Source organism: Promicromonospora sp. NPDC057138 (genome assembly GCF_042670845.1).
Lineage (GTDB): Bacteria > Actinomycetota > Actinomycetes > Actinomycetales > Cellulomonadaceae > Promicromonospora.
Window position 1 is genome coordinate 252,371 of the sequence record NZ_JBHUUX010000001.1, and the last position, 22,397, is coordinate 274,767.

A 22,397-nucleotide genomic window follows, 5' to 3' on the forward strand; every position below is an offset into this window, starting at 1 on the left:
CCGAAACTCCCTGTGACGCGACGCGTGTAATCCGTGACACACGGGGCGGCTACACTCGCGGCACGCTGATGCCATCAGTTTGGTGCAGACCTGGTTAAGCAGGGCTAAATCATCGTGGCGTCGTACGGCACCGAGACCTCGGAGCACCACACACCAGAACCGACGGAGGACCCGGCAGATGACAGCCGACCGACCGAACCTCGCGACGCCCGCGCGCAGGCTCATGGCCACGCTCGCGGTAGCGGCCTTCCCGGCCCTGCTCGCCGCGGCGCCAGCCATGGCAGCCGCGGCGCCCGTCGCGACAGACTGCACACCCGAAGCCTCGACGGCCTGCGTCGCGGCGATCGTCATGGACGAGGAGAACAACTTCGTCCCGGACGTCGGCGTCACCATCTCCGGCGCCGGGTTCGAGGCCGAAGTGACCACCACCCAGGAGGGCCCGGTCTCCGTGAAGGTGCCGGACGTCGGCACGTACACGATCACCCTCGACGAGGCGACGCTCCCTGACGGGCTCTTCCCCGACCCGCCCCAGATCGACGTGATTGCGCAGACGGGCTCCACCGCGCGCGGTGCGATCCACCTCGGCGACCAGCCGGCCGGCGCCACGCCGTCGGACGAGCCGGGAGCGGGCGCGAGCGAGGGCACCGAGACGCCCGCGGCCGGCGAGGAGGGGTCCGACGAAGCGACGGGCGGGTTCTCCTGGTCGAACGCCTGGCAGAAGTTCGGGCTGGGCATCCGGCTCGGCCTGCTGCTCGCGCTGGCGTCCGTGGGCATCAGCCTGATCTACGGCACCACCGGCCTGTCGACCTTCGCGCACGGCGAGCAGTTCACGCTCGGTGCCGTGTTCGCCTTCATGGGGATCCACATGTGGGGCCTGTCCTTCTGGCCGGCCGCGCTCCTCTCGCTAGCCCTCTGCACCGCCACCGGCTTCGTGCAGGACGTCGTGCTGTGGAAGCCGCTGCGACAGCGCGGGACACCGCTGACGCAGCTCATGATCATCACCATCGGGCTCTCGCTCACGCTCCAGTACACGATCCAGCTCATGATCGGCAACGGCTCGGAGCGCATCCTGAGCACGAACCCGACGTCGATGACGATCGCCGGGATCACGCTCTCGTCGTGGTCCTGGGCGTCGATGGCGGTCGCGGTCGTGGCGATCCTGTTCATCGGCTGGTTCCTTACCCGCACGCGCATCGGCCGAGCCACTCGCGCCGTGTCGGACAACCCCGCGCTCGCCTCCGCGACCGGCATCAACCCGGACAAGATCGTCCGCATCGTCTGGACCATGTCGACCGGCTTCGCCGGCCTGGCGGGCCTGATGTACGGCCTGTCCGTGGGCACCTTCGGCTGGAACACGGGCATGCAGATGCTCCTGCTGATGTTCGCCGCCGTGACGCTGGGTGGCCTCGGCACGGCATTCGGCGCACTGCTCGGGTCGCTGGTCATCGGCATCGTCGTCGAGATGTCGCCGCTCATCCCCGGCATGCCGAACGACCTTCGCTACGCCACCGCGCTCGCGATCCTGATTCTCGTCCTGTTGCTGCGGCCGCAAGGCCTGCTCGGCCGGCGCGAGCGGATCGGCTGAAAGGACAACTCCCATGGAAGAACTGAGCCGAATCCTCACGCAAGCGGCCGGCGAGCTGATCGCGCCGACCACGGCTGCCTACGTCCTGGCCGCGATCGGCCTCAACCTGCACTTCGGGTACACCGGTCTGCTCAACATGGGCCAGGCAGGCTTCATGCTGCTCGGCGCCTACGGCTTCGCGATCTCGACGATCGCCGGCGCTCCCGTCTGGCTCGCCCTGATCGTCGCGCTGGTCGCGAGCATCCTGTTCGCGCTGATCCTGGGTATGCCCACCCTGAAGCTGCGCGGTGACTACCTGGCGATCGTCACCATCGCGGCCGCCGAGATCGTGCGCATGCTCGGCCGCTCCAGCGGCCTCGCCGAGTGGACCGGCGGCCAGGCGGGCCTGCGCGGCAACGAGTTCAAGGACACGTTCGCCGCGCTCTCGCCCCTGCCCGACGGGCGCACCGCCATCGGCCCGTTCGAGTACCTCAACAACGGGTCGGACTCCTGGTGGGTCCGGATCGTTGGCTGGGGCCTCGTCGCGCTGGCACTCGTCCTCGTCTGGCTGCTCACCCGCAGCCCGTGGGGCCGCCTCCTGAAGGGGGTCCGCGAGGACGAGGACGCCGTGCGCGCGCTCGGCAAGAACGTCTACGCCATCAAGATGCAGGCCCTCATCCTGGGCGGCGTGTTCGGATCCCTCGGCGGCGTGCTGTACGTGCTGCCGCGCGCCGTCCAGCCCGACGGCATGGCCCGGTCGATGACGTTCTTCGTCTGGACCGTGCTCCTGCTCGGCGGTGCGGCGACCCTGTTCGGGCCCGTGGTGGGCGCGATGCTCTTCTGGGCGGTCTTCATGCTCCTGCGCGCCGGCATGCGCGAGGGCATGGCCGGTACCCTCGCCCCGGACCAGGTGGAGAACATCGGTGGTCTCGTCGTGGGCGTGGCCCTGATGCTGCTGGTGATCTTCCGCCCGCAAGGAATATTGGGGAACAAGAAGGAGCTGGCCTTCGATGCCCGATGAGACGACGGAGAACACAGTGACTGAGGTGACCGAGCCCGTAAGCACCGTGGAGGCGCTGGACGCCGTCGAGCGCAGCGACTCCGAGGCGGCCAGGGCAGCTGAGCACGTGCTGGCCGCCGTCGAGCCGACGGTGGGGGTCAGCAAGCCCGACACGATCCTGGTTGCCGACGGCGTGCAGCGCCGGTTCGGTGGCATGACCGCCGTCGACGTCGAGCACCTGGAGGTCCAACGGGGCGTCATCACCGCCCTGATCGGCCCCAACGGCGCGGGCAAGACGACGTTCTTCAACCTGCTCACCGGGTTCGACAAGCCCAACCAGGGCTCGTGGTCCTTCGAGGGCAGGTCGCTGGCCGGGACGAGCGCCGCCAAGATGGCGCGCAACGGCATGGTCCGCACGTTCCAGCTCACCAAGGCGCTGTCGCGCCTCACGGTGATGCAGAACATGCTGCTCGCCGCGATGGACAACCCGGGCGAGAACCTGTTCGGCTCGCTGATGCGACCCCTGTGGTCCGGCACGGAGAAGCGGAACACCGAGAAGGCGCTCGAGATCCTCTCGCGGTTCAAGCTCGACACCAAGAAGGACGACTTCGCGGGGTCGCTCTCCGGCGGCCAGCGCAAGCTGCTCGAGATGGCCAGGGCCCTGATGACGGACCCGACCATGATCATGCTCGACGAGCCGATGGCGGGCGTGAACCCCGCCCTGGTGCAGTCCCTGCTCCACCACGTCCAGGCGCTGCGCGACGACGGCATGACCGTGCTGTTCGTCGAGCACGACATGCACGCCGTCCGGCACATCTCGGACTGGGTGGTGGTGATGGCCGAGGGCCGGATCGTGGCCGAGGGCCCGCCCGCCGCCGTCATGCAGGACCAGGCAGTCGTGGACGCCTACCTCGGCGCCCACCACGACACCGACCTCGGGGACGACTCGCTGCTCGACCCCGCAGTGCTGGCCCGGCTCGAGGCCGAGGAGGAGAAGCGATGAGCGAGACGACCACGCAGGCGGCGGAGACCCCTGAGGTGAAGGCTCCCGAGGTGAAGGCGCGCGAGACGCTGCTGCGCGCCGAGCACCTGGTGGCCGGCTACATCCCCGGCGTCAACATCCTCCAGGACTGCTCCATCGAGGTGGGCAAGGGCGAGCTCGTCGGCATCATCGGCCCCAACGGGGCCGGCAAGTCCACGCTGCTCAAGGCGCTGTTCGGGCTGGTGAAGATCCACTCGGGCCAGGTGCTGCTCGAGGGCGAGGAGATCACCGGCATGAAGGCGAACGCGCTCGTGGCGCGCGGAGTCGGGTTCGTGCCGCAGAACAACAACGTGTTCCCCTCGCTCACCGTCGAGGAGAACATGCGCATGGGCGTGTACCTGCGGCCCAAGACGTTCGACGAGCGGTTCGAGTTCATCACCGACCTGTTCCCCACGCTGGGCGAGCGGCGCTCGCAGCGGGCGGGCGCGATGTCGGGCGGTGAGCGGCAGATGGTCGCCATGGCCCGCGCGCTGATGATGAACCCGTCGGTGCTGCTGCTCGACGAGCCGTCCGCGGGCCTGTCGCCGGTGCGGCAGGACGAGACGTTCCTGCGCACGCGCATGATCAACAAGGCGGGCGTGTCCGTCGTCATGGTGGAGCAGAACGCGCGCCGCTGTCTGCAGATCTGCGACCGCGGCTACGTGCTCGACCAGGGCAAGGACGCGCACACCGGGACCGGCCGCGAGCTGCAGGCCGACCCCAAGGTGATCTCGCTCTACCTGGGCACCCTGGCGGAGGACGTGGACAAGGCCTCCTGACCCCTCTCTGCCGAGGTAGTCCTCTGGCGAGGACTACCTCGGCGCAGGACGGGGGAGGATTGGGGGGTGCTGCATTTTGCGTCCGACAACTACGCCCCCGTCCATCCCGAGGTCATGGCCGCCATCGGCGCGGCGAACGACGGCGCCGCCGTCTCGTACGGCGACGATCCCGTGTCCGCCCGGCTGCAGGAGCGGGCCACCGAGGTGTTCGGGGAGCACGCCCGCATCTTCCCGGTGCTGACCGGCACGGGCGCGAACGTCATCAGCCTCATGGCCGCCGCCCCGCGGTGGGGCGGCGTGATCGCGAGCGACGTCGCGCACGTGCACACCGACGAGAACGGCGCCCCCGAGCGGGTGGGCGGCCTCAAGGTCCTCGCCGTCCCAAGCGTGGCGGGCCGCATCGGGCCCGACGCCGTGGACCGCTACGCCGGCGACGTCGGCGACGTGCACCGCGCGCAGCCCGCCGTGCTCAGCCTGACGCAGGTCACCGAGCGCGGCACCGTCTACCCGGTCGCGGACCTCAAGCTGCTCGCCGACGCCGCCCACGCGGCGGGCCTGCTCGTGCACGTCGACGGGTCGCGGCTGGCGAACGCCGCGGCCACGCTCGGCGTCGGGCTGCGGGAGATCACCACCGACGTCGGAGTCGACATCGTGTCCCTCGGCGCCGCGAAAAACGGCGGCATGCTGGGCGAGGCGGTGGTCGTACTGTCGGGCGGTGCGGGCGGCGCCGGGGCCAGCCTGGCCGAAGCCGTGCCGTACCTGCGCAAGGCCACCATGCAGCTCGCGTCGAAGACCCGGTTCCTGTCGGCGCAGCTCCTGGCGCTGCTCGGCGAGCCCGGCGCGCCGACGCCCGGCACCGGGGAGAGCGCGCCCCTGTGGCTGCGCAACGCGGCCCACTCCAACGCGATGGCCGCGCGCCTGCGCGCGGGGCTCGAGGCGGCGGGGCTGACGGGGACCGGCGGATCCGGCGGGCTCGACGTGCCGGGCCCGAGGTCGTCGGACGGCGACCAGCGGCGCCTGGTCCGCATCACCAGCCCCACCGAGGCGAACACGGTGCTCGCGACGCTGCCGCGCGCAGCGGCGGACCGCGTCCGGGCCCGCGCGCGGTTCTACGACTGGGCGCCCGGCGAGAAGGCCGACCGCGTCGAGGTGCGCTGGATGTGCGCGTGGGACACGGCGGAGGCGGACGTCGACGAGCTCGTGCGAGCGGTCGCCGACGCCCTCTGACCAGGCGCGCCGCACGACCCGATTGCACGGGAGGGCGGTAGGTGGGTGAGACTGAGCCCCATGACTCGTTTCCGCCCGCTCGGCCTGGTCACGGCCGCGGTTCTCGCGGTGGCGACCCTGGCCGGCGGTTGCACCGGTCCGACGAGGGAGCCCGAGCCGACAGCACTGCCCGGGCCCGCTCAGTCGAACACCCAGTCGAGCAACCAGGGCTCGCCGTCGCCGAGCGGTACGCCGTCCGCCAGCGCGTCGCCCGCGGAACCCACCGGCCCCACCACCGAGCCCACCGAACCGACGGCGTCGCCCGAGCCGACCCCCGGGCAGCCGGACCTGTCGCTCGTGGCCGGCTGGACGGTGGAGGAGAAGGTCGGCCAGATCGTCATGGTGGGCCTCCCCGTGGCCGGCCCGTTCCAGCCGACGTTCGACATGCTCCACGACCAGCAGATCGGCGGCGTGTTCCTGCACGGCCGCACCCAGGCCGGCCGGCAGCCGGTCCGGAACCTGGTCGACGCCGCCGTCGGCTTCGCGGCACACGACAGGGAGCCGCTCTTCGTGGCGACCGACCAGGAGGGCGGCGCGGTGCAGGTGCTGCGCGGCGCGGGGTTCAGCGACATCCCGAGCGCGCTCGACCAGGCCGAGCTGGACCCGGCCGACCTGCGGTCCCGGTCCCGGAACTGGGGACGCGAGCTCGCCGCCGCGGGCGTGAACCTCAACCTCGCGCCGGTGCTGGACCTCGTGCCGCCCGAGACGGCGTCGTCGAACGCGCCGATCGGCGTCTTCGGGCGGAACTACGGGTACACGCCGGAATCCGTGATTGCGCACGGCAACGCGTTCGCCCAGGGGCAGCACGACGCGGGCGTGGAGACGTCGATCAAGCACTTCCCCGGGCTGGGCCGCGTCACCGGCAACACCGACACCACGGCCGGGGTCACCGACACGGTCACCGGCCCGGACGCGCCGTCGGTGGACGTGTTCGACGCCGGCATCGAGTCGGGCACCGGGCTGGTCATGATGTCGTCGGCGATCTACACGCAGATCGACGCGAACGCACCGGCCGTGTTCAGCCCCCGCGCGGTCGGCCTGGTGCGCGAGCTCGGGTTCGACGGCGTCATCATCTCCGACGACCTGTCCGGGGCGGTGCAGGTCGAGAGCGTGCCCGCGGGGGAGCGCGCGGTCCGCGCCGTCGACGCCGGGGTGGACCTGGTGCTCGCGTCAGCGAAACCGTCGGTCACCCCGGCGATGGTGAACGCGCTGGTCAAGGCCGCGCGCGACGACCCGGCGTTCGCCGCGAAGGTGGACGCGGCGGCGGCGCGGGTCGTCGCGGCCAAGGCCGGCCTCTGAAACCTCGCTGGTCGAGCATCTCGCTGGTCGAGCTTGTCGAGACCTGGTTTCGACAAGCTCAACCAGCGCGTCGGATCAGTGGTCGGCGAGGCCCAGCACGTCCAGCACCCACGCGTGCTCGAACGCGATCTGCTCCCACGCGGAGTAGCGCCCCGAGACGCCGCCGTGCCCGGCCGACATCTCGATCTTCAGCATCGCGGGCGCCCCGGCGGCCTGCAGCCGGGCCACCCACTTCGCCGGCTCCACGTACAGGACGCGGGTGTCGTTGAAGCTTGTGGTGGCGAGGATCCGGGGGTAGCGCGAGGCGTCGTCGGCCACGTTCTCGTACGGCGTGTACGAGCGCATGTACGCGTAGACCTCGGGGTCGTCCAGGGGGTCGCCCCACTCGTCCCGCTCAGTGACGGTCAGGGGGAGCGTCGGGTCGAGCATCGACGTCAGCGCGTCCACGAACGGGACCCCCGCCAGTACTCCCGCGAACAGCTCGGGCGCCAGGTTGGTGGCGGCACCGACGAGCAGGCCGCCGGCGCTGCCGCCGTCGGCCACCAGGCGGTCCGACGCCGTCCAGCCCGTGCCGACGAGGTGCCGGCCGCAGGCCACGAAGTCGGTGAACGTGTTGCGCTTGGCGGCCAGCTTGCCGTCGTCGTACCAGGCGCGGCCCATCTCGCCGCCGCCCCGCACGTGCGCGACGGCGAAGACGATGCCGCGGTCCAGCAGGCTCAGGCGCGGCACCGAGAAGTACGGGTCGATCGAGGACTCGTACGCGCCGTACCCGTACAGGAGGAGGGGCGCGGGCTCGGCGGGCGCGCCGCCGTCGGCGGTCGAGCTCTCGGGGTTCGTGCCCCCTTCGCTGGTCGAGCCTGTCGAGACCCCGAACCGCACCTTGTCCTTGCGCCACACGAGGGAGATCGGGACGCGCGTCCCGTCCTCGGCCACCGCCCATTCCCGGCGCTGGTCGTAGTCGCCCGGGTCGTAGCCGCCGAGCACGGGCTGCTGCTTGAGCAGGGTGCGCTCGCCGGAGGCGACGTCGTACAGGTAGAGCGACGACGGCGTGACGAACGACGTGTAGCCGACCTTGAGGTTGGGCTGCTCCCAGACGCCCACTCCGGCGCCGACCGACTCCAGCGACTGGCCGAACGAGATCTCCTGGAAGTCCCAGGCAACCCGCGGGTCGAGCCTGTCGAGACCGGTCTCGACAGGCTCGACCAGCGAAAGCACGGCCGACCGGGAGATCGCCTCGCGCCGGTAGTACAGCACCAGGTAGCGCTCGCTCGCGCTCACACCCTCCAGCCGCACCGCCGGGTCGTGCGGGACGACGACGGTGGCCGCCTCCGGGGGCACGGTCTCGCCGGGCGCGGGGACCGGGGAGCTGACGAGCTCGAAGTTCAGTGCGTCCTTGTTGTGCAGGATCAGCAGCACATCGTGGGTTGAGCTTGTCGAAACCGGGGCCTCGACAGGCTCGACCAGCGACGGCGGCAGCACCGCGTGCTCCACCGTGTACTCGACGCCCTCGCGCCGGGGCCACACGACACGGAACTCGCCGGTCGGGTCGTCGGACTCCAGCAGCCACGACTCGCTCGTCACCTTGGAGCCGAGCTCGATCTGCAGGTACTTCTTGGACCTGGACAGCCCGACGCCGACCCAGTACCGCTCGTCCGGCTCCTCGAACACGACCACGTCGTCGGACCCGGTGGTGCCGAGCCGGTGCCGCCAGACCCGCCAGGGGCGCCAGGCCTCGTCGACGGTCAGGTAGAAGATGTGCTCGCCGTCGGGCGCGAACATGGCTCCGGGGGCGGTGTCCCGCACCTCGTCGCGGAGGTCCTCGCCCGTGGCCAGGTCGCGGACGCGCAGCGTGTAGCGCTCGTCGCCGGCCGTGTCGGTGGCGTAGAGCAGTCGGGCGCCGTCGTCGGACACGTCGAGCGAGCCCAGCGCGAAGAAGTCGTAGCCCTCGGCCTCGGCGTTCTGGTCCAGCAGGACCTGTTCGCCCGGCACCGGCTCGCCCGGCTCGAGCACGCGGGGCGTCCAGTCATCGGGCCCCGCGACGGGGTAGCGCGCGTGGATCGGGTACTGCTGGCCCTCGACGGTGCGGGCGTAGTACCACCAGTCGCCGTCGCGCGAGGGCACCGAGAGGTCGGTCTCGAGGGTGCGGCCCTTGATCTCGTCGAACAGGGTCTGCCGCAGGGGCGCCAGGTGCTCCTGGCGGGCCAGGGTCCAGGAGTTCTGCGCCTCCAGGTGCGCGACGACCTCGGGGTCCTCCTTCTTGCGGAGCCACTCGTAGTCGTCGATGAAGGTGTCGCCGTGGAAGGTGCGCTCGGCCGGGCGGCGCGCCGTGCTGGGGGACTCTGTCGTCGAGGGGGCGGTCTCTGGGTGAGTCAGTGCGTCGGACACCGCGTAAGCGTATCCGCGTACGTGTCAGAAACTCACGGAAGTGTCAGAAGCACAGGTCACTCCGGTGACCTGTGCTTCTGACACTCGGGGAGGGACCGGGTCAGAACTTCAGGTCGGTCCAGGTCAGGCGGTGGTCGCTGCTCGGGAACGGGTAGACGCCCGTGAGCCGGGACAGCGGGTCGGCGGCGGCCGGCCAGAACACGCCGGCGCCACGGAGGCGCAGGTCGCGCGACGGCAGCACGTAGTCCACGCGCAGGTTGCCGGGCGTTGTGTCGGCGAAGTCGGCGGTGTCGAGCGCCGGGTCACCCTGGTGATCGAGGTTCGCGCCGGCCTGCAGTGCGGACGCCTCGGGTGCCCCGGCCGACGTCGGCCGCGGGTCCGTGATCCGCGGGTGGTGCAGCAGCTGGTCGATCGCCGCGGCCACGGAGTCTCCGTCGACCGGGTCGGCGTTGTAGTCGCCCACGATCACGAACGACGAGCCGGGTCGCAGCCCGCCGCGCCGGCCCTCGTCGTCGTACTGGTAGCGGGCGGCCCAGCCGCCGCGCACGTAGTCGGCCCAGAACCGGATCTCGTCGTGGTTGCGCCGGCCGTTGCGGTCCTCGGCGCCGTCGAACGACGGCGGGGTCGGGTGCGCGGCCAGCACGTGGATCGTCTCGTGGCCGACCCGCACCGGCACGTCCCAGTGGGACTTGCTCGACAGCGGCAGCACCGCGAGCTCCTCGGCCGAGTACCAGTCGGCAGGGGCGGCGGTGGCGGGGTCGTCCGGCAGGAGCGCGCCCGGCATGTCCTGCCACTTGAAGTGCTGGAACGTACGCACGCGGTCGCGCTGGATGGGGTACTTCGACAGCACGACCATGCCGTACTGCCCCGGGAACAGGCCGAAGCCGAGCGCGTCGTCGCCTCCGACCACGGTGCCGTTGTTGTTCAGGTCGAACCCGCTCGGGATCCCCGTGTTCGACGGCGCGACGAACGCGTACGGGTACTCGACCGGCTCGCCGGTGCCCTGCGGCACCTCGAGGTAGTTCTCGCGGAACAGGTCCGCGGCGGCGTACGGGTCGGCGTCGCCGGAGTAGTCGAACTCGTTGAGCAGCACGACGTCGGGGTTCGCGTGCTGGATGACCTCGGCCACCGTCGCGGCCTGGGCGTCGTCGCCCGTGGACAGGTCGGCGACGAGCTCGCCCTCGGTCGCCCGGTTGAGCGACAGGTTGTAGGTGGCGACGCGCAGGGTCCGGTGGCCGACGTCGGGCCGGCCCGTGCCTGCCGAGGCCGCGCCCGCCGAGGCCACGAAGGCCCCGGCCAGCAGGGCCGCTGCCGCGGCGGCGCCGGTCAGGCGCACGGGGGTACTGGCTCGCATGACTGCTCCTTGTTCTTCGGTGCCGTGCTCTGGGGTGGTGCGACGTGCCGTCCGGGTTGCCGTGCGTTGGTGCGCCGCGCGGACGGTCCGCGTCAGCAACCGTAGGGCGGCGTCGGTTCTCCGGGGTGAACGGCGTATGAACAGCCTTGCACCGGGGAGTCCCAGGCCCCTCCCAGGGTCGTGATCGAATCGTTGCGCGCTGGTGACCAGCGCGGACGCTCGTGACTGTAGTTTTCCGGAGCGGCCGCGTTGGCCGCGACGTCGGCGTCCGCCGACGCGCAGAAACTGAAGGAAGTGTCGATGAACCGCTCCATCCGTCCCGCCCGCCTGCTGGCGGCCGCGGCCGCCGTCACGGTCTCGCTGACCATGCTCACCGGCTGCGGTGCGATCTTCGACGAGATCATGTCGGGCGACGACGCGCCGCGCGACGAGCCGGGCGGCGAGATCACCGCCTCGGCCGACGCCGACGCATTCCAGATCCTGAAGGGCGACTGCATCGACCTGGAGGCCCTCGACGGGTACGGCGACGCCGCGGAGGGCGAGGAGTACGAGGTCGAGACCGTGCCCGTGGTGCCCTGCGCCGAGGAGCACACCGGGGAGGTCTACGCCGAGCTGGTCATGAAGACGGACAAGTACCCGGGCGACGAGGGCATGTCGAAGAAGTTCGACGAGTGGTGCTACGGCGAGTTCGAGAAGTTCGTGGGCCTCTCCTACGACGAGTCGAAGTTCGGCTACACCGGCTTCTACCCGACGCAGGACACCTGGGAGCAGCTCGACGACCGCACGCTCCAGTGCATCGTCAGCTCCGAGGAGCCGGTCAAGGGCAGCCTCAAGGGCGTAGCGCAGTAGGTCGTGGCGCGGCCGCGCGCCGCGCCGTCGTCCACAGGTGGATCGTGAGAACCGCCAGGGCGGCCAGCACGAACACCGCCCCGAACAAGGGCACCGTGCTGACGCCCGCCCTGGCGACCACCAGCGCCCCGAGCGCCGCCCCGCCGCCTATCCCGAGGTTGAACACGGAGCTCGATATCGCGCTCGCCGACTCGGTGGAGCCCGGGGCGACCTGCATGGACAGGAACGACAGGGCGGGCGGGATCGCGCTCAGCGCGACGCCGAACATGGCCAGCCCGACCAGGGCGAGCGCCGGGACGTGCCCCAGCCCCCAGAGCCACACGAGCGTGCCGGTCAGCAGCGTGAGCGCGACGAGCACCGCCTGCCACGGCCGCTTGTCGAGGACCTGACCGATCAGGACCGTGGTGAGCACACCCACCGTTCCCTGCCCGAGCAGCAGCACGCTGAGGTACCTGGCGGGGAACCCGGCGGTCTCCACCAGGAACTGCGTGACGAACGTGATCATCATGAAGCTGCCGGTCACGGCCAGCACCGTGACCAGCAGGAGCACCAGGAAGCGGCCCATGCTGGGGTGCGTGCCACGGGCGGTCCCGCCCTGCTCCAGGGTGACGTCGGGCATCGCGACGGCCATCGTGATGCACGCGGCGACGCTGACCACAGCGAACAGCAGGAACGCGGCGCGCCAGTTCGTCTGCTGGCCCACCCAGGTGCCGAGCGGGACGCCGAGCACCGGCCCCAGCGAGCTGCCGACCGTGACGCGGGCGATCATCTTGCCGCGCACCGCGGGCGCGAACAGGGCCGCGGCCGCCGGCATGACGATCGCCCAGAACAGTGCCTGCCCCAGCGCGGTGACCATGCGCGCGGCCATGAGGTCCGCATAGCCGATGGCGAACGCCGACCACAGCGAGCCGGCGGCGCAGACGGCGGTGGTCGCCGCCAGCACGTAGCGGCGCGAGAACCTGCGCGTGACCTGCGCGAGAGGCAGCGACGCGACGACGACGACGGCAGCGTAGGCCGTGACGAGCAGCCCGATCTCGGACGTGCTGCGGCCCAGGTCGGGGGCGATGAGGGTGAGCAGGCCGCCCGGCAGGTTCTCCGTGGCGACAAAGGTGAAGGCGCTGACGGCGAGGGCGACGAGCGCGATGACCGCGCGGCGCTGGTCCACCGGGGGCGCGGCGAGGCCCGCTGCTGCGGCAGGCGTGCTGGCGGTCATGGTGTTCTCCGGTCGGTCGGCGGGGATGGCTTCACCCGGACGACGAACGGGTCCGGCGGACACGACAAAAGTACGCGGCCTCGAAACGATTCTACGAGCGCATTTCCGACATGCACCGTGAGCAAATCGTGTGTCGTATGCAACATTGTCGTAATATTTCCCTGGTTTCCTCCTTCGGGGACAAAGGTGTCCCGCAGGTCCGGCGACCAGAATCACCACCTCCTCGTCCCGGACGCCGCAACTCTTCACGGAGGAACAATGAACCCACGCATCTGTGCTGTCGGTGCGGGAGCTGCCCTGCTGCTCTCCGCCGCCGTCGTACCGATCACCGCTTCGGCAGCGCCCCCGGCCGAGGAGCCGCCGCAGCAGGCGGCGCCCGCCAAGGAGGACGACCGGCCGGACGCCCTCGCCGAGAAGCAGACCGAGAAGCGGCAGACCGCCGTCGACATGGTCGCCACCGGCGAGGCGAAGGTCGAGACCCGGGGCACTGGCGACCGCGCCTCGAAGGTCGTGGAGATCTCCCCGCGCCAGTACGTCGAGTACGGCGTCGAGGAGACGGCGCAGCTGTTCAGCATCCTCGTGGACTTCGGCGACGGCGTCGACGAGCGCTACCCGGACGCCACGGCGGGCCCGGCGCACAACGAGATCCCGGAGCCGGCGGCCGACGACAACTCCACCTACTGGGAGCCCGACTTCTCCAGCGAGCACTTCAAGGAGATGTTCTTCACCGGCCTGGAGGACCAGGGCGGCGAGTCGTTCCACGACGTGTACGACGAGATGTCGTCGGGCCGGTTCGACCTGCAGGGCGACGTGTCCGACTGGGTCACCGTGCCGTACAGCACGGCCTCCTACGGCACCACCGAGTCGGGCACGGACATGACGCGGTTCATCCAGGACACCGCCGACGCCTGGTACGAGCAGCAGGTCGCCGCGGGCAAGACCGCCGAGGAGATCGACGCGTACCTCAAGTCGTTCGACGTCTGGGACCGCTACGACATGGACGGCGACGGCATCACGTCGGAGCCGGACGGCTACATCGACCACTTCCAGGCGATCCACGCCGGCGAGGGCGAGGAGGCCGGAGCGCCCGAGTCGGCGATCTGGTCGCACCGCTGGGCGGTGAACCAGGGTGGCCTGGGCTCGGACGGCCCTGCCGACTTCGAGAAGCTCGGCGGCATCAAGATCGGTGACTCCGACCTCTGGATCCGCGACTACACGACGGAGCCGGAGAACGGGGGCCTCGGCGTGTTCTCGCACGAGTTCGGCCACGACCTCGGCCTGCCGGACTACTACGACACCAACGGCGGCGAGAACGGCACCGGCTTCTGGAACCTCATGAGCTCCGGCTCGTGGATGGGCCACGGCGACGGCACCATCGGCACCACGCCGAACCACATGGGCGCCACCGAGAAGCTGTTCCTGGGCTGGCTCGACTACGAGGTGGTGGAGCCGGGCGAGCGGGAGCGTGTGAAGCTCGGCCCGTCGTATCACGCCACGACGCGCGATCAGGCGGCGGTCGTGAACCTGCCGGACGGCGTCGAGCAGGTCGATCTGGAGGTCGCGCCGTTCGACGGCCAGTTCGTCTACTCCAACACGGGCAACGACCTGAACAACACGATCACGTCGCCGTCGTTCACCGTTCCTGCGGGCGGCTCGCTGGCCGCCAAGGTCCAGTACGCCATCGAGGCGGACTACGACTACGCGTTCGTGGAGGTCTCCACGGACGGCGGCAGCTCGTGGACCGCGGTGCCGACCAACCTCTCGACGAACGACGACCCGAATGGCACCAACCCGGGCGCCGGCATCACCGGTAGCTCCGAGGGCGCATGGGTCGACCTGACGGCCGACCTCGCCGACTACGCGGGCCAGACGGCGTCGGTCCGCTTCCGCTACGCGAGCGACGGCGGCACCAACGAGAAGGGCTTCATGGTCGACGACGTCGCCGTGGGCACCGCGCTGACCGAGGACTTCTCGGACTTCGCCGACTGGACCGTCGACGGCTTCCAGACGGTCGGTGCCGACGGCACCTACGAGGTCACGTACACCCACTACTACGTGGCGGAGAACCGCGTGTACGGCGGCTACGACGCGACGCTGAAGACGGGGCCGTACAACTTCGGCTGGAGCTTCAGCAACAGCAACCGGGTGGAGCACTACCCCTACCAGGACGGCCTGCTGATCTGGTACGTGAACAGCCTCTACGGCGACAACAACGTGTCCCAGCACCCGGGCCACGGCCAGGCGCTCCCGGTCGACGCGCACCCGAAGACCATGAAGTGGTCGGACGGCACGATCGCCCGTAACCGGATCCAGTCCTTCGACGCCACGTTCGGCCTGCAGAAGACGGACCCGCTCTCGCTGCACCGTGAGGTGTCGGAGACCGAGCTGACCCGCCTGTTCAAGGGCAAGCGGGCGGCGGTGTCTATCTTCGACGACACCGACCCGGCGGCGTACTACGACCCGGCCAACCCCGGTAGCTCCGTGCTGGTCGGCGGCACCGGCACCACCATCAAGGTGCTCACGCAGGACGCCCGCACGGGCAACATGACCATCCAGGTCAACTGATCCCCGGCTGCGCGAAGTAGAGCGCCTGTCCGAGTCTCCCCGGCAATGGCCGAGAAGACTCGGACAGGCGCTCTACTTCGCGGAACCGTGCTTCGGCGATCTCAGGGCGGGCATTACGCTCGAACGCATGACACACCTGCGATGGGGCATCCTGGCGGCCGGCGGGATCGCCGCGGCCTTCACATCAGACCTGAACGACAACGGCTTCACCGTGCAGGCGGTGGGGTCCCGCTCCCTGGAGAAGGCGCGCACGTTCGCCGACCGCTTCGGCATCCCGACGGCGCACGGCTCGTACGAGAACCTCGTGAACGACCCCGAGGTCGACATCGTCTACGTCGCCACTCCGCACCCGATGCACGCCGAGGCCGCGAAGCTGGCGCTGGAGGCCGGCAAGCACGTGCTGGTCGAGAAGCCGTTCACGGTCAACGCCGTCGAGGCCCGCGAGGTCATGGAGCTCGCCGAGGCCAAGGGGCTCGTGGCCCTGGAGGCCATGTGGACCCGGTTCCTGCCGCACATGGCGCGCGTCCGCGAGATCATCGAGTCGGGCGCGCTCGGCGAGGTGCGGACCCTGCTGGTGGACCACACCCAGGACCTGCCCGACGACCCCACGCACCGTATCAACGACCTCGCCCTCGGCGGCGGCTCCCTGCTCGACCTGGGCATCTACCCGGTCTCGTTCGCCTGGGACGTGTTCGGCGAGCCCCTCACCGTGCAGTCGCACGCGACGTTCAAGGAGACGGGCGCGGACGCGACCATCGCCACGATCTTCGGGTACGACGGCGCCCGGGTCGCCACCACGCTCTCGGCGTCCGACACCCGTGGGCCCAACCGGGCCTCGATCCTCGGCACCGAGGGCCGCATCGAGATCGACGCGACCTGGTACAACCCGACCACGGTCCACGTGTACGACGCCGCGGGCACCGAGACCGAGACGTTCACGGTCGAGGTGACCGGCCGCGGCATGCAGTTCCAGGCCGCCGAGGCGGAGCGCCTGGTCGCGGCCGGCGAGCTGGACAGCCCGCTGCTGCCGCGCGCCGAGACCGTGGCGATCATGGGCACGCTGGACACGATCCGCGAGCAGATCGGCCTCAAGTACCCGGGGGAGTAACCGAGGTCAGCTCTCGGCGCGAACCGTCTCGCCGAGGACTGCCTCGATGAGGCCCGGGAACTTCTCGTCGAGCTCTTCGCGCCGTAGCTGGATGGTGTGCGTGCGGCCGTGCACGACGGTGCGTGTGACCCCGGCCTCCCGCAGAGTGCGGAAGTGGTGCGACATGGTCGACTTCGAGAGGTTCAGGTCCCCCCAGACCTCGGGCGTCTTGGGGCACGGCATGCCGTCGCCCAGCCTGTGCACGATCTGCAGGCGTACCGGGTCGCTCAGGGCTCTGAGCACGTCGACGAGCTCTACCTCGGACATGTCCGGGCTGGGGAAGTCGGTCATGGCTCAACAGATCCCGAGCACAAACCGTTCGACATGTATCGAACCGTCGGCTACGCTCGACTGTATGACGTTCATCGAACAATCATACTCGCTGCGCGGCGCCTATCTCCGGATCGCCCTGATCGCCGCAGCGCTGTTCGTCGTCGGCACCAATGCCTTCGTCATCGCGGGCGTGCTCCCGCAGATCGCCACCGGGCTGGGCGCGACCACCAGCTCGGTCAGCTACTCCATCACCTGGTACGCCATCATCGTCGCGGTCCTCGCTCCGGCGATCTCCGTCCTGTTCGCCCGAACGTCCCGGGCGACCCTCATGGGCGTCGGCCTGGCGCTCATCGCCGCGGGGATCGCCCTCTCGGCGATCGCCGGCGACCTCGCGATCTTCACGGCCGGCCGGATCGTCGCCGCGTTCGGCGGGGCCGCGCTCATGCCCGCGGCGATGGCGGTCGCCCCCAGCCTCGTGCCCGCTGAGCAGCGCGGACGCGCGCTCGGCGTCGTCGGCCTCGGGTTCATGCTCGCCACCGCCGTCGGCTCACCGCTGGGGACGGCGCTCGCGGCCCTCGGTAGCTGGCGGCTCGCCCTCGGCATCCTCGCGGCGCTCGCGGCGCTGCTGGCCGTGGCCGTCGTACTCCTGACGCGTGCCGTGCCGACCGGGGCCGTGCCCGGGGTCGCCGCCCGGTTCGCCGTGCTGCGCGACTCCCGGATCGGGCTCGCCCTGATGACGGCGCTGCTGTTCACCGCGGCGTTCAACATGGTCTACATCTTCAGCTCCGCCGTGACGCGGAGCGCGACGGGCGGCAGCGGGACCGCGCTCGCGACGCTCCTGCTGGTCTTCGGCGCCGCCGGCCTCGTCGGCAACTGGCTGGGCGGTTCCTTCACCGACCGGTTCGGGGCGCGGCCCACCGCGCTCATCGCGCTCGCCGTGGAGGTCGTGTCCCTCGTCGCGCTGTTCTGGGCGGACGGGTCGTACCTGGGCACCGCCGTCCTGTTCGGCGTCTGGGGCCTGGCGACGGCCACGGCCCTCGTGCCCATCCAGCACCGTCTGGTCGACGTCGATCCGGTCGTCGCCGGCGTGTCCCTGTCCTGGTACTCGACCGCGATGTACATCGGGATCGCGCTCGCGCCGGTCGTCGGGGCGTCGGTGCTGCCCTACGGCGCGGCGTGGCTCGACCTCGTCGGCGCCGTCGCGGCGGCCGCCGCCCTGGCAGTCTTCGCGCTCGGCTACGCCGTCCGCCGCCGGGTGGCGGTCGTGGCTTAGTCCAGCGGGTGGAGGATCCGGTCGAGGAAGCGGCGCGTGCGCTCCTCGGCCGGGTTGCTGAAGATCTGTGCGGGCGCGCCCCGCTCGACCACCACGCCGCCGTCGAGGAACAGCACCTCGGTCGCGACCTGACGCGCGAACTGCAGCTCGTGCGTCACCACGACCATCGTCCAGCCCTCCTCGGCGAGCTCCTTCATCACGCTCAGCACCTCGCCCACGAGCTCGGGGTCCAGGGCCGACGTCGGCTCGTCGAACAGCAGGAGGTCAGGCTGGAGCGCGAGCGCGCGCACGATCCCGACGCGCTGCTGCTGGCCGCCGGACAGCTCGTGCGGGTAGGCGTCGCGCTTGTCGAGCAGCCCGACGCGGACCAGCAGCTCCTCGGCCCGGCCGATCGCCGTCGCGCGCGGGATCCCCTGGACCTGCGTGGGGCCCTCGATCACGTTCTCCAGCACCGTGCGGTGCGGGAACAGGTTGTGGTGCTGGAATACCATGGCGGACCGGTCGCGCAGCGCGGCACGGTTCGCCCTCGCCAGGCGCGCGGCGGCACGCCGTCCGGCAACGGGCCCGACGGCGGCCGCCTGGGCGCCGAAGTCGACGACCGGGCCGCCGTCGAGCTCCACGATCCCGGCGTCGGGCGTCTCGAGGCCGTTGAGCGAGCGCAGCACCGTCGTCTTGCCGCTCCCGGACGGGCCGATCAGGGCGACGACCTCGCCGCGCCGGACCTCCAGGTCCACCCCGCGCAGCACGTGGTTGGTGCCGAACGACTTCTGGATGCCGCGGACCGTCAGGAGGTTCCCGGAACCGGGCCCGGCGTCGGACGCGTCGGTGCGGTCAGTGGGCGACATACCGGTCCAGCCTCTTCTCGAGTGCGTCCTGCCCGGCCGCGAGCACCGTGCAGAACAGCCAGTAGATCAGGGCCGCCTCCATGTAGACCGTCATGAACTCGTTCGAGCCCGCCGCGATCTCCTGCGCCTTGCGGAACATCTCGGTGACCAGGATGGTCGACGCGAGCGACGTGTCCTTGACCAGCGAGATGAAGGTGTTGGACAGCGGCGGCACCGACACGCGCGCGGCCTGCGGCAGGATGATCCGGCGCAGCGACCGGGCGGGGGACATGCCGACCGTCCAGCCCGCCTCCCACTGGCCCTTGGGCACCGACAGGATCGCGGCACGGACCACCTCGGCGGCATAGCCACCCACGTTCATCGACAACGCGATGATGGCGGCGGGCCACGGCTCGAGGACGATCCCCAGCTTCGGCATGCCGTAGAAGATCACGAAGAGCTGCACCAGCAGCGGCGTGCCGCGGATGGCCGACACGTACGCCCGGCCGATCCACGACAGCACGCGGTTCGGCGAGAGGCGCAGCAGCGCGACGACCAGCGCGAGCACCAGCCCGATCGCGAACGACGCCAGGGCGAGCGGGATCGTGGCGGTGAGGCCACCCCGCAGGAGCGGCCAGAACGAGTCGGCGATGAGCTGCCAGTCCATGTATCCCTTTCCCCGCAATCAGCGGAGAAGCGTCGCTCGTTCTACTCGGAGACGTCCTCGCCGAAGTACTTCTCGCCCAGCTCGGCGAGGGTACCGTCGGCGCGCAGGTCCTCGAGGGCGCCGTCCACCGCCTGGGCGAGGGCCTTGCGCTCCGGCGTCACCACGAACGCCGACTGCGACTCGTCCTCGGTCTCCGCGGCCACCTTGATGCTGGAGGCGTCCTCGGTGTTGGCGTAGTCGAGGTAGGTCAGGCTGTCGTTGATCGTGGCGTCCACGCGGCCTTGCTCCAGCAGCGCCACGGCCTGCGCCCAGCCCTCGACGGCCTCGACCTTGGCGCCGCTCTCCTTGGCGAGCTCGTTCCAGTTGCTCGTGAGCGACTGGGCAGTCGTCTTGCCATCGAGGTCGTCGAAGCTCTTGATGTCGGTGTTGTCCGCGGCCACCACGAGCACGCCGGTCGACACGGTGTACGGCGTCGAGAAGACGTAGTCCGCCTCGCGCTCCGGGGTGATGGTCACCTGGTTCGCGATCGTGTCGAAGCGGCCGGCGTCCAGACCGGCGAAGATCGCGTCCCACTGGGTCTCCTGGAACTTGATCTCGACGCCCAGGTTCTCGGCGACGGCCTCCGCCACCTCGACGTCGTAACCGACCAGCTCGCCGGACTCGTCGTGGTAGCTGAACGGCTTGTACGTGCCCTCCGTGGCGACCGTCAGCGTGTCACCCGAGATCAGCCCGAGCTCCTCGCCGGCGCCGCCGGGCTCGCCGGAGCTGCCGCAGCCGGTCAGGGCCAGGAGGGCAGCGGAGGCTGCGGTGGCCGTGAGGAGGGCGCGGTTGCGAGACATGGTGAGGGCTCCGTTCGATGGTGGGCGCACATCGAAATTGCCGATGTGCGCCCCAAAAATAGCCGATAGTCGGTGCGAACTCACGCACGCTCGCTGCGGCGCCACCGGTCCGGCGTCGTCCCGTACCGGTCCTTGAACCGCCGGACCAGGTAGGTCGCGTCCCGCAGGCCCGTCCTCGCGGCCACTACGCCGAGCGGCAGGTCCGTGTCGCGGAGCATCCGGCGCACCTCGGTCATGCGGCGTTCGGTGATCCATTCGAGCAGCGTGCGGCCCGTGCGCTCGCGGACCACCGTGGTCAGGTAGCCGGGCGTGTAGCCCAGCGCGCCGGCGACGTCGGCCGCCGAGACCGGGTCGCGGAACGTCGCCTCGACCTCGTCGAAGACGCGCGTCACGAGCGGGTCGGGCGGCTGGGGGGCGGACGGCGCGAGGCGCGCCGCCCCGATCAGGATCCGGGTCAGCAGGGCCGACGCCGCGTCGCGCGCCCCGAGCCGGCCCGGCTCCGACAGCTCCTCCGCGAGCTCCGTCAGCCACGCCGACCAGTGCGGACGCTCCGCCACCGGGACGTTCGCGCTCCCGCCAGAGGGCGCGACCCCGAACAGCGCCAGGAGCGGATGGTGCGCCCAGGCGAGGGGCGACACGGACGCGAGCGAGGGGACGGCGTCGGGCGAGAAGGCGACGCTCCAGGCCCGGCAGTGCCTGAGGTCCGCGATCTGCGCGGCGCCGATCGTCTGGCCGGGCGGGACGGCGTGCACGTCGCCGTCGTGCAGCGGGGTGTCCTGGCCGCCCCGGGTGAACGCGCCCCCGCCGCGCTCCACGTAGACCAGCACGAGGAAGTCGTGCGCGTGCCGGTGGTCGGGCGGCAGGTGCGCGTGGTCGACGTCGAAGTCGATCCGCGTGACCTGCACCGGCGCCATGCCCGGACGGGTCGGGTGCCAGTAGACGGGCGTGCCGTCCGGGCGCACGGTCCGCAGCCGGGCGCGGCTGCGCGGATCGGTCGGTGTGCTTTCCGCGGCCCGCACGTCAGTGGTCCTCCGGCACCGCGGGCGTGAGGACGGCGTCGACGATCTGCGGCATGCGTTCGAGCTGCTGCTCGAGGTCCCGCAGCCGGACCGCCACGTGCGACTCGGACTCGTCGCCCGGCAGGTCGATGCTGGCGACCAGCAGGATCTGCCGCGGCCCGACGAACTCCAGGCGCAGGTGGCCCACCCGGTGGACCCCCGGCAGGGCCTCGATCTGCTCGCGGACCGCCTGGTGGATCCGCTCGTCGGCCACCTCGCCCGTGAGGAACCGCCGGTTCCGGTCGAAGAGCACCGCCGCCACCACGCACAGCAGCGCGCCCACCAGGATCGAGCCGGCCGCGTCGTACCGGCCGTCCCCGGTGACCTGGTGCAACGCCATCCCGCCGCCCGCGATGACCAGGCCGGCCAAAGCCGCGGAGTCCTCGGCGAGCACCGCGCGCAGGGTCGGGTCCGACGTGGCCATCGCGTGGCCGAGGAGGTCCCGGCCGAGTGCCCGCGCCTCGGCCCGGGTACGCCGATAGGCCTGCAGGAACGACACCCCCTCCAGGCAGAAGGCGACGGCCAGCACGATGTAGCCGACCGTGTACGACTCGGCCTCGCCCGTCGCGTCGAACTCCTGGATGCCGTGATAGACCGACACCACGCCGCCGACCACGAAGAGCCCGATCGCGGCCAGCATCGACCAGACGTACGCCTCCCGGCCGTAGCCGAGCGGGCGGTCCTCGTCCGGCGCCCGCGCCGCCTTGCGCTCGGCGACCAGCAGGAAGACCTCGTTGCCCGTGTCTGCCCAGGAGTGGGCGGACTCCGCCACCATCGACGCCGAGCCGGTCATGACCGCCGCCACCGTCTTGGCCGTCGCCACCGCGAGATTGGCGCCGAAGGCGACAGCCACCGTCAGCGCCGAGCCAGCCCGATCCCGCGCCATGTGTCCTCCTCCGTCGTGACGCGCTCGACGCTACCGCCGCCAGGCCACGGATGCGCGCCCCCTGGGCGCGTCCCCGCACACTCGCCGAACCGAGAATCGTCCCATCACCACCGAGTTCCGTACGGTCCGTGCACC

At 70.9% G+C, this 22,397-nt stretch carries 19 protein-coding genes; 10 read left to right on the plus strand and 9 right to left on the minus strand.

The features are described from left to right. The first annotated feature begins 178 nt into the window (after nucleotides 1-178). The 6 genes from ACFT2C_RS01130 (at nucleotide 179) to ACFT2C_RS01155 (ending at nucleotide 6,929) form a co-directional block, all read left to right on the plus strand. Nucleotides 179-1,585 carry a branched-chain amino acid ABC transporter permease gene (locus ACFT2C_RS01130; RefSeq protein WP_377205160.1) on the plus strand — a complete coding sequence of 469 codons (1,407 nt, stop codon included), beginning with the start codon at nucleotides 179-181 and terminating at the stop codon, nucleotides 1,583-1,585. 13 nt (nucleotides 1,586-1,598) lie between these two features. Then, complete coding sequence (locus ACFT2C_RS01135) at nucleotides 1,599-2,585, plus strand: branched-chain amino acid ABC transporter permease (RefSeq protein ID WP_377205161.1); 987 nt, start codon at nucleotides 1,599-1,601, stop codon at nucleotides 2,583-2,585. Beyond that, entirely contained in the window at nucleotides 2,575-3,567 is a 993-nt protein-coding gene (locus ACFT2C_RS01140) for an ABC transporter ATP-binding protein (protein ID WP_377205162.1), read from the plus strand. Before ACFT2C_RS01135 ends, ACFT2C_RS01140 begins: the two co-directional genes overlap by 11 nt. After that, nucleotides 3,564-4,364: an ABC transporter ATP-binding protein gene (locus tag ACFT2C_RS01145; RefSeq protein ID WP_377205163.1), complete on the plus strand. Its 801-nt coding sequence runs from the start codon at nucleotides 3,564-3,566 to the stop codon at nucleotides 4,362-4,364. The genes ACFT2C_RS01140 and ACFT2C_RS01145 overlap by 4 nt, the downstream gene beginning before the upstream one ends. 66 nt (nucleotides 4,365-4,430) lie before the next feature. Further along, nucleotides 4,431-5,591 carry a threonine aldolase family protein gene (locus tag ACFT2C_RS01150; RefSeq protein ID WP_377205164.1) on the plus strand — a complete coding sequence of 387 codons (1,161 nt, stop codon included), beginning with the start codon at nucleotides 4,431-4,433 and terminating at the stop codon, nucleotides 5,589-5,591. A gap of 60 nt (nucleotides 5,592-5,651) precedes the next feature. Next, a complete protein-coding gene (locus ACFT2C_RS01155) occupies nucleotides 5,652-6,929 on the plus strand; it encodes a glycoside hydrolase family 3 N-terminal domain-containing protein (RefSeq protein WP_377205165.1) in 1,278 nt (425 codons plus the stop codon). A gap of 75 nt (nucleotides 6,930-7,004) precedes the next feature. Here ACFT2C_RS01155 and ACFT2C_RS01160 read toward each other — a convergent pair whose 3' ends face one another. Together ACFT2C_RS01160 and ACFT2C_RS01165 are read right to left on the minus strand one after the other, a co-directional pair. Next, nucleotides 7,005-9,314: a S9 family peptidase gene (locus ACFT2C_RS01160; RefSeq protein ID WP_377205166.1), complete on the minus strand. Its 2,310-nt coding sequence runs from the start codon at nucleotides 9,312-9,314 to the stop codon at nucleotides 7,005-7,007. A gap of 100 nt (nucleotides 9,315-9,414) precedes the next feature. Then, complete coding sequence (locus tag ACFT2C_RS01165) at nucleotides 9,415-10,668, minus strand: endonuclease/exonuclease/phosphatase family protein (RefSeq protein ID WP_377205167.1); 1,254 nt, start codon at nucleotides 10,666-10,668, stop codon at nucleotides 9,415-9,417. Between the two features lie 300 nt (nucleotides 10,669-10,968). On the opposite strand from ACFT2C_RS01165, the gene ACFT2C_RS01170 reads away from it, so the two are divergent. Then, complete coding sequence (locus ACFT2C_RS01170) at nucleotides 10,969-11,517, plus strand: septum formation family protein (RefSeq protein ID WP_377205168.1); 549 nt, start codon at nucleotides 10,969-10,971, stop codon at nucleotides 11,515-11,517. Here ACFT2C_RS01170 and ACFT2C_RS01175 read toward each other — a convergent pair. Next, entirely contained in the window at nucleotides 11,498-12,730 is a 1,233-nt protein-coding gene (locus ACFT2C_RS01175; protein WP_377205169.1) for an MFS transporter, read from the minus strand. The genes ACFT2C_RS01170 and ACFT2C_RS01175 overlap by 20 nt on opposite strands. Before the next feature lie 258 nt (nucleotides 12,731-12,988). Between ACFT2C_RS01175 and ACFT2C_RS01180 the strand changes: the two genes are divergently transcribed. Continuing rightward, entirely contained in the window at nucleotides 12,989-15,295 is a 2,307-nt protein-coding gene (locus ACFT2C_RS01180) for an immune inhibitor A domain-containing protein (RefSeq protein ID WP_377205170.1), read from the plus strand. Nucleotides 15,296-15,422: 127 nt separating this feature from the next. After that, the gene (locus tag ACFT2C_RS01185) at nucleotides 15,423-16,403 is read left to right on the plus strand and encodes a Gfo/Idh/MocA family protein (RefSeq protein WP_377205171.1); all 981 of its coding nucleotides are present in this window, start codon (nucleotides 15,423-15,425) and stop codon (nucleotides 16,401-16,403) included. A 6-nt stretch (nucleotides 16,404-16,409) separates the two neighbouring features. Here the strand turns inward: ACFT2C_RS01185 and ACFT2C_RS01190 are convergent, their stop codons facing one another. Next, complete coding sequence (locus tag ACFT2C_RS01190) at nucleotides 16,410-16,733, minus strand: ArsR/SmtB family transcription factor (RefSeq protein WP_377205172.1); 324 nt, start codon at nucleotides 16,731-16,733, stop codon at nucleotides 16,410-16,412. A 64-nt stretch (nucleotides 16,734-16,797) separates the two neighbouring features. Between ACFT2C_RS01190 and ACFT2C_RS01195 the strand changes: the two genes are divergently transcribed. After that, complete coding sequence (locus tag ACFT2C_RS01195; RefSeq protein WP_377205173.1) at nucleotides 16,798-17,988, plus strand: MFS transporter; 1,191 nt, start codon at nucleotides 16,798-16,800, stop codon at nucleotides 17,986-17,988. Here the strand turns inward: ACFT2C_RS01195 and ACFT2C_RS01200 are convergent. The 5 genes from ACFT2C_RS01200 to ACFT2C_RS01220 form a co-directional block, all read right to left on the minus strand. Continuing rightward, nucleotides 17,985-18,833, minus strand: a complete 849-nt coding sequence (locus ACFT2C_RS01200) for an amino acid ABC transporter ATP-binding protein (RefSeq protein ID WP_377205174.1) — start codon at nucleotides 18,831-18,833, stop codon at nucleotides 17,985-17,987. The genes ACFT2C_RS01195 and ACFT2C_RS01200 overlap by 4 nt on opposite strands. Continuing rightward, nucleotides 18,820-19,479: an amino acid ABC transporter permease gene (locus ACFT2C_RS01205; protein WP_377205175.1), complete on the minus strand. Its 660-nt coding sequence runs from the start codon at nucleotides 19,477-19,479 to the stop codon at nucleotides 18,820-18,822. Before ACFT2C_RS01205 ends, ACFT2C_RS01200 begins: the two co-directional genes overlap by 14 nt. Nucleotides 19,480-19,520: 41 nt before the next feature. Beyond that, nucleotides 19,521-20,318, minus strand: a complete 798-nt coding sequence (locus ACFT2C_RS01210; protein WP_377205176.1) for an amino acid ABC transporter substrate-binding protein — start codon at nucleotides 20,316-20,318, stop codon at nucleotides 19,521-19,523. Between the two features lie 80 nt (nucleotides 20,319-20,398). Further along, on the minus strand, nucleotides 20,399-21,337 hold the full coding sequence (locus ACFT2C_RS01215) for a helix-turn-helix domain-containing protein (RefSeq protein ID WP_377205177.1): 939 nt from the start codon (nucleotides 21,335-21,337) through the stop codon (nucleotides 20,399-20,401). Between the two features lies 1 nt (nucleotide 21,338). Continuing rightward, nucleotides 21,339-22,262 (minus strand): cation diffusion facilitator family transporter, encoded by a 924-nt coding sequence (locus ACFT2C_RS01220; RefSeq protein WP_377205178.1) that lies wholly within the window; start codon nucleotides 22,260-22,262, stop codon nucleotides 21,339-21,341. Between the last annotated feature and the right edge of the window lie 135 nt (nucleotides 22,263-22,397).

Coding starts and splice junctions, on each gene's coding strand:
- ACFT2C_RS01205 (WP_377205175.1), bottom strand. CDS start 19,479: ATGGACTGGCAGCTCATCGCCGACTCGTTCTGGCCGCTCCTGCGGGGT.
- ACFT2C_RS01220 (WP_377205178.1), bottom strand. CDS start 22,262: ATGGCGCGGGATCGGGCTGGCTCGGCGCTGACGGTGGCTGTCGCCTTC.
- ACFT2C_RS01130 (WP_377205160.1), top strand. CDS start 179: ATGACAGCCGACCGACCGAACCTCGCGACGCCCGCGCGCAGGCTCATG.
- ACFT2C_RS01185 (WP_377205171.1), top strand. CDS start 15,423: ATGACACACCTGCGATGGGGCATCCTGGCGGCCGGCGGGATCGCCGCG.
- ACFT2C_RS01200 (WP_377205174.1), bottom strand. CDS start 18,833: ATGTCGCCCACTGACCGCACCGACGCGTCCGACGCCGGGCCCGGTTCC.
- ACFT2C_RS01170 (WP_377205168.1), top strand. CDS start 10,969: ATGAACCGCTCCATCCGTCCCGCCCGCCTGCTGGCGGCCGCGGCCGCC.
- ACFT2C_RS01165 (WP_377205167.1), bottom strand. CDS start 10,668: ATGCGAGCCAGTACCCCCGTGCGCCTGACCGGCGCCGCCGCGGCAGCG.
- ACFT2C_RS01145 (WP_377205163.1), top strand. CDS start 3,564: ATGAGCGAGACGACCACGCAGGCGGCGGAGACCCCTGAGGTGAAGGCT.
- ACFT2C_RS01140 (WP_377205162.1), top strand. CDS start 2,575: ATGCCCGATGAGACGACGGAGAACACAGTGACTGAGGTGACCGAGCCC.
- ACFT2C_RS01210 (WP_377205176.1), bottom strand. CDS start 20,318: ATGTCTCGCAACCGCGCCCTCCTCACGGCCACCGCAGCCTCCGCTGCC.
- ACFT2C_RS01175 (WP_377205169.1), bottom strand. CDS start 12,730: ATGACCGCCAGCACGCCTGCCGCAGCAGCGGGCCTCGCCGCGCCCCCG.
- ACFT2C_RS01155 (WP_377205165.1), top strand. CDS start 5,652: ATGACTCGTTTCCGCCCGCTCGGCCTGGTCACGGCCGCGGTTCTCGCG.
- ACFT2C_RS01195 (WP_377205173.1), top strand. CDS start 16,798: ATGACGTTCATCGAACAATCATACTCGCTGCGCGGCGCCTATCTCCGG.
- ACFT2C_RS01190 (WP_377205172.1), bottom strand. CDS start 16,733: ATGACCGACTTCCCCAGCCCGGACATGTCCGAGGTAGAGCTCGTCGAC.
- ACFT2C_RS01180 (WP_377205170.1), top strand. CDS start 12,989: ATGAACCCACGCATCTGTGCTGTCGGTGCGGGAGCTGCCCTGCTGCTC.
- ACFT2C_RS01135 (WP_377205161.1), top strand. CDS start 1,599: ATGGAAGAACTGAGCCGAATCCTCACGCAAGCGGCCGGCGAGCTGATC.